Consider the following 5559-nt stretch of genomic DNA (forward strand, 5'->3'; position numbering starts at 1 on the left):
CGCAAAAGCAAAACCCCTGGTCATCGCTGACCAGGGGTTTTGGGATAGGAGCTTGACGATGACCTACTCTCACATGGGGAGACCCCACACTACCATCGGCGATGCGTCGTTTCACTTCTGAGTTCGGGAAGGGATCAGGTGGTTCCAACGCTCTATGATCGTCAAGCAATTCGGTTGGATATCCGTTCGCTTGGGCTTACGTCTATCCGGATTCAGGTATGTGATTTCAAGGTGTTTGCGGTTCATGCGAACTTTCGGTTCGTCGACTTCACCTTACAACACACAATCGTCAGATTGTTTGGGTGTTATATGGTCAAGCCTCACGGGCAATTAGTACTGGTTAGCTCAACGCCTCACAACGCTTACACACCCAGCCTATCAACGTCGTAGTCTTCGACGGCCCTTCAGGGGAATCAAGTTCCCAGTGAGATCTCATCTTGAGGCAAGTTTCCCGCTTAGATGCTTTCAGCGGTTATCTTTTCCGAACATAGCTACCCGGCAATGCCACTGGCGTGACAACCGGAACACCAGAGGTTCGTCCACTCCGGTCCTCTCGTACTAGGAGCAGCCCCTCTCAAATCTCAAACGTCCACGGCAGATAGGGACCGAACTGTCTCACGACGTTCTAAACCCAGCTCGCGTACCACTTTAAATGGCGAACAGCCATACCCTTGGGACCGGCTTCAGCCCCAGGATGTGATGAGCCGACATCGAGGTGCCAAACACCGCCGTCGATATGAACTCTTGGGCGGTATCAGCCTGTTATCCCCGGAGTACCTTTTATCCGTTGAGCGATGGCCCTTCCATACAGAACCACCGGATCACTAAGACCTACTTTCGTACCTGCTCGACGTGTCTGTCTCGCAGTCAAGCGCGCTTTTGCCTTTATACTCTACGACCGATTTCCGACCGGTCTGAGCGCACCTTCGTACTCCTCCGTTACTCTTTAGGAGGAGACCGCCCCAGTCAAACTGCCCACCATACACTGTCCTCGATCCGGATCACGGACCAGAGTTAGAACCTCAAGCATGCCAGGGTGGTATTTCAAGGATGGCTCCACGCGAACTGGCGTCCACGCTTCAAAGCCTCCCACCTATCCTACACAAGCAGGCTCAAAGTCCAGTGCAAAGCTACAGTAAAGGTTCACGGGGTCTTTCCGTCTAGCCGCGGATACACTGCATCTTCACAGCGATTTCAATTTCACTGAGTCTCGGGTGGAGACAGCGCCGCCATCGTTACGCCATTCGTGCAGGTCGGAACTTACCCGACAAGGAATTTCGCTACCTTAGGACCGTTATAGTTACGGCCGCCGTTTACCGGGGCTTCGATCAAGAGCTTCGCTTGCGCTAACCCCATCAATTAACCTTCCGGCACCGGGCAGGCGTCACACCCTATACGTCCACTTTCGTGTTTGCAGAGTGCTGTGTTTTTAATAAACAGTCGCAGCGGCCTGGTATCTTCGACCAGCCAGGGCTTACGGAGTAAATCCTTCACCCTAGCCGGCGCACCTTCTCCCGAAGTTACGGTGCCATTTTGCCTAGTTCCTTCACCCGAGTTCTCTCAAGCGCCTTGGTATTCTCTACCCGACCACCTGTGTCGGTTTGGGGTACGGTTCCTGGTTACCTGAAGCTTAGAAGCTTTTCTTGGAAGCATGGCATCAACCACTTCGTCATCTAAAAGACGACTCGTCATCAGCTCTCGGCCTTGAAACCCCGGATTTACCTAAGATTTCAGCCTACCACCTTAAACTTGGACAACCAACGCCAAGCTGGCCTAGCCTTCTCCGTCCCTCCATCGCAGTAACCAGAAGTACAGGAATATTAACCTGTTTCCCATCGACTACGCTTTTCAGCCTCGCCTTAGGAACCGACTAACCCTGCGTCGATTAACGTTGCGCAGGAACCCTTGGTCTTTCGGCGTGGGTGTTTTTCACACCCATTGTCGTTACTCATGTCAGCATTCGCACTTCTGATACCTCCAGCAAGCTTCTCAACTCACCTTCACAGGCTTACAGAACGCTCCTCTACCGCGTCACTTACGTGACACCCGCAGCTTCGGTGTGTGGTTTGAGCCCCGTTACATCTTCCGCGCAGGCCGACTCGACTAGTGAGCTATTACGCTTTCTTTAAAGGGTGGCTGCTTCTAAGCCAACCTCCTAGCTGTCTAAGCCTTCCCACATCGTTTACCACTTAACCACAACTTTGGGACCTTAGCTGGCGGTCTGGGTTGTTTCCCTTTTCACGACGGACGTTAGCACCCGCCGTGTGTCTCCCATGCTCGGCACTTCTGGGTATTCGGAGTTTGCATCGGTTTGGTAAGTCGGGATGACCCCCTAGCCGAAACAGTGCTCTACCCCCCAGAGTGATACATGAGGCGCTACCTAAATAGCTTTCGAGGAGAACCAGCTATCTCCGAGCTTGATTAGCCTTTCACTCCGATCCACAAGTCATCCCCTACCTTTTCAACGGGAGTGGGTTCGGTCCTCCAGTCAGTGTTACCTAACCTTCAACCTGCTCATGGATAGATCGCCCGGTTTCGGGTCTATACCCAGCGACTAAACGCCCTATTAAGACTCGCTTTCGCTACGCCTACCCTATACGGTTAAGCTTGCCACTGAATATAAGTCGCTGACCCATTATACAAAAGGTACGCAGTCACCTAACAAGTAGGCTCCCACTGCTTGTACGCATACGGTTTCAGGTTCTATTTCACTCCCCTCTCCGGGGTTCTTTTCGCCTTTCCCTCACGGTACTGGTTCACTATCGGTCAGTCAGTAGTATTTAGCCTTGGAGGATGGTCCCCCCATGTTCAGACAAAGTTTCTCGTGCTCCGTCCTACTCGATTTCACTTCAAAGATCCTTTCGCGTACGGGGCTATCACCCACTATGGCCGCACTTTCCAGAGCGTTCCGCTAAAATCAATGAAGCTTAAGGGCTAATCCCCGTTCGCTCGCCACTACTAAGGGAATCTCGGTTGATTTCTTTTCCTCAGGGTACTTAGATGTTTCAGTTCCCCTGGTTCGCCTCTTGCACCTATGGATTCAGTACAAGATACCTAGGTTATCCTAGGTGGGTTCCCCCATTCAGAGATCTCCGGATCAAAGTCTGTTTGCCGACTCCCCGAAGCTTTTCGCAGGCTACCACGTCTTTCATCGCCTCTGACTGCCAAGGCATCCACCGTATGCGCTTCTTCACTTGACCATATAACCCCAAGCAATCTGGTTATACTGTGAAGACGACATTCGCCGAAAATTCGCGCTTGAACTCGCAAATTTTACCTTGACTTGAATGATCACCAGTGAAAGAGATCATTCAGTCTTACTTCTATCACATACCCGAATTTTTAAAGAACAGTTCTGGTGCAAAGACCAGAAATCAATGTTCATTCACGAACATTCATTTCTGAGCTTTCGACGATTGTTTGGATGGTGGAGCCAAGGAGGATCGAACTCCTGACCTCCTGCGTGCAAAGCAGGCGCTCTCCCAGCTGAGCTATGGCCCCGTATCGGATCACGCAGCACACCAACAATTGGTGGGTCTGGGCAGATTCGAACTGCCGACCTCACCCTTATCAGGGGTGCGCTCTAACCAACTGAGCTACAGACCCAATCGTCTAACCAGTGAATCAAGCAATTCGTGTGGGAGCTTATGAAGAAGCTGAGATCTTCGATTAAGGAGGTGATCCAGCCGCAGGTTCCCCTACGGCTACCTTGTTACGACTTCACCCCAGTCATGAATCACTCCGTGGTAACCGTCCCCCTTGCGGTTAGACTAGCTACTTCTGGAGCAACCCACTCCCATGGTGTGACGGGCGGTGTGTACAAGGCCCGGGAACGTATTCACCGTGACATTCTGATTCACGATTACTAGCGATTCCGACTTCACGCAGTCGAGTTGCAGACTGCGATCCGGACTACGATCGGTTTTATGGGATTAGCTCCACCTCGCGGCTTGGCAACCCTTTGTACCGACCATTGTAGCACGTGTGTAGCCCTGGCCGTAAGGGCCATGATGACTTGACGTCATCCCCACCTTCCTCCGGTTTGTCACCGGCAGTCTCCTTAGAGTGCCCACCCGAGGTGCTGGTAACTAAGGACAAGGGTTGCGCTCGTTACGGGACTTAACCCAACATCTCACGACACGAGCTGACGACAGCCATGCAGCACCTGTGTCTGAGCTCCCGAAGGCACCAATCCATCTCTGGAAAGTTCTCAGCATGTCAAGGCCAGGTAAGGTTCTTCGCGTTGCTTCGAATTAAACCACATGCTCCACCGCTTGTGCGGGCCCCCGTCAATTCATTTGAGTTTTAACCTTGCGGCCGTACTCCCCAGGCGGTCGACTTATCGCGTTAGCTGCGCCACTAAGATCTCAAGGATCCCAACGGCTAGTCGACATCGTTTACGGCGTGGACTACCAGGGTATCTAATCCTGTTTGCTCCCCACGCTTTCGCACCTCAGTGTCAGTATCAGTCCAGGTGGTCGCCTTCGCCACTGGTGTTCCTTCCTATATCTACGCATTTCACCGCTACACAGGAAATTCCACCACCCTCTACCGTACTCTAGCTCAGTAGTTTTGGATGCAGTTCCCAGGTTGAGCCCGGGGATTTCACATCCAACTTGCTGAACCACCTACGCGCGCTTTACGCCCAGTAATTCCGATTAACGCTTGCACCCTTCGTATTACCGCGGCTGCTGGCACGAAGTTAGCCGGTGCTTATTCTGTTGGTAACGTCAAAACAGCAAGGTATTAACTTACTGCCCTTCCTCCCAACTTAAAGTGCTTTACAATCCGAAGACCTTCTTCACACACGCGGCATGGCTGGATCAGGCTTTCGCCCATTGTCCAATATTCCCCACTGCTGCCTCCCGTAGGAGTCTGGACCGTGTCTCAGTTCCAGTGTGACTGATCATCCTCTCAGACCAGTTACGGATCGTCGCCTTGGTAGGCCTTTACCCCACCAACTAGCTAATCCGACCTAGGCTCATCTGATAGCGTGAGGTCCGAAGATCCCCCACTTTCTCCCTCAGGACGTATGCGGTATTAGCGCCCGTTTCCGGACGTTATCCCCCACTACCAGGCAGATTCCTAGGCATTACTCACCCGTCCGCCGCTGAATCCAGGAGCAAGCTCCCTTCATCCGCTCGACTTGCATGTGTTAGGCCTGCCGCCAGCGTTCAATCTGAGCCATGATCAAACTCTTCAGTTCAATACTGCTTGGGTTTTGAGAAAACCCTAAACTTGGCTCAGCAATCGCATTCTCTTAAAAAGAGATAAAACTCTCGAATTCACGAGTGTTACTTGCGTTGCTGATAATCTTGCGATCACCAGTCTTACATCACAAGCACCCACACGAATTGCTTGATTCGACTTGTTAAAGAGCAGTTGGTCAAGGCTTTCGTCTCAACCGAGGCCGCGCATTCTACAGCAACCTCTCTTTCCGTCAAGCGTTATTTTCGAAAATTTTCTTTTCTACTCAACCGCTTGCGCCGACCTTCAAACCATCTTCCGATCAGCGGGAGGCGCATTCTACAGCGTTCAAATTCGCTGTCAAGCACCTCG

At 52.0% G+C, this 5559-nt stretch carries 2 tRNA genes and 3 rRNA genes; all 5 read right to left on the bottom strand.

The window, feature by feature from the left end:
- Positions 1–50: 50 nt before the first annotated feature.
- Positions 51–166: ribosomal RNA gene (gene rrf / locus HMPREF2914_RS01045) — 5S ribosomal RNA — on the bottom strand.
- A gap of 143 nt (positions 167–309) precedes the next feature.
- A 23S ribosomal RNA gene (locus tag HMPREF2914_RS01050) occupies positions 310–3200 on the bottom strand.
- A gap of 225 nt (positions 3201–3425) precedes the next feature.
- Positions 3426–3501: transfer RNA gene (locus HMPREF2914_RS01055), tRNA-Ala, on the bottom strand.
- A 28-nt stretch (positions 3502–3529) separates the two neighbouring features.
- A tRNA-Ile gene (locus HMPREF2914_RS01060) sits at positions 3530–3606 on the bottom strand.
- 64 nt (positions 3607–3670) lie between these two features.
- Positions 3671–5206 (bottom strand): 16S ribosomal RNA (locus tag HMPREF2914_RS01065).
- Together the 16S, 23S and 5S rRNA genes with 2 tRNA genes alongside form the textbook arrangement of a ribosomal RNA operon.
- Positions 5207–5559: the final 353 nt, after the last annotated feature.

Origin of the sequence: Pseudomonas sp. HMSC067G02 (assembly GCF_001813485.1) — a bacterium.
GTDB lineage: Bacteria > Pseudomonadota > Gammaproteobacteria > Pseudomonadales > Pseudomonadaceae > Pseudomonas > Pseudomonas aeruginosa.